Source organism: Collinsella tanakaei, assembly GCF_016902615.1.
In the GTDB taxonomy this organism is placed as follows: Bacteria; Actinomycetota; Coriobacteriia; order Coriobacteriales; family Coriobacteriaceae; genus Collinsella; species Collinsella tanakaei_A.
Map to the genome: position 1 here is coordinate 1 of NZ_JACJMB010000071.1, position 1,027 is coordinate 1,027.

At 67.7% G+C, this 1,027-nt stretch carries 1 protein-coding gene; it reads left to right on the forward strand.

Annotation, left to right across the window (positions count from 1 at the left end):
* Positions 1-74 precede the first annotated feature (74 nt).
* Positions 75-986, forward strand: a complete 912-nt coding sequence (locus tag H6A21_RS10745) for an IS3 family transposase (protein WP_342636107.1) — start codon at positions 75-77, stop codon at positions 984-986.
* The last annotated feature ends 41 nt before the right edge of the window (positions 987-1,027 follow it).

Here is a 1,027-nt window from a genome sequence, read left to right on the forward strand (position 1 = left end):
GCGCCGGCGACCCGCGAGCAGGAGCTCGAGCGCCAGGTCAGGCGGCTCGAGGCGCAGGTGGCGTACCTAAAAAAATCGATAGCCCTGAAGGCGGAGAGGCGCTCCCGAGCCGGGAGAAGGCCCTAGCGGTCGCCGAGCTTTCAGGGCAGGGGCACGACCTCGCCGACCTGCTGGGGGCGGCCGGGCTCGCGAGGTCCACGTACCACTGCGCGCTCGCGCACCCGAAGGAGCCGACCAGGCCGGAGCTGCGCGCGAGGGTCGCGGAGATATTCGGCAGGCTCCCGAACGGCGTCGGCCACCGGCAGGTGGCCATGGAGCTGCGCGCCGTGGACGGCGCCCGCATCGCCGACAAGACCGTCCTCAAGATGATGGGCGAGATGGGGCTGAGGTGCGGCATCAGGAAGGAGACCGACTACCACAGGTACAACTCGTACAAGGGGGTCGTCGGCGAGACCTTCGAGAACGTGCTCGGGCGCGACTTCGAGGCCGACGGCCCCTGGCAGAAGATGGGCACCGACGTCACGGAGTTCAGGCTCTCCTTCGGCAAGGCCCACCTCGCCCCGGTCTGCGACTTCGGCAGCAAGGAGATCGTCGCGCACTCCATATCCCTGCACCCGGACCTCGCCCAGCAGGGGGAGATGCTCGACATGCTCGAGGCGGCCATGCCGGAGGGCGCCTCGCCGGTCATGCAGATGGACATGGGGTGGCAGTACCAGCACGCCGCGTTCGCGGGCAGGCTTCGGCGCATGGGCATCGTCCAGAGCATGTCGCGCAAGGGGAACTGCATCGACAACGGCGCGACCGAGCAGGTCTTCGGGCACATCAAGGACGAGTTCTTCCGCGGGCGGGACTGGGACGACTTCGAGAGCTTCAAGCGCGACCTCGAAGCGTACATCGACCACTGGAACCGCGTGAGGCGGCAGGTCAAGCTGAAGGGCCTGACCCCGGCGGAGTTCCGGGAGCAGGCCCTTCGGAAGGCCGCGTAGCGGTTATGATTTATCGCGTCCAAGATTTGGGGCGCAGTTCA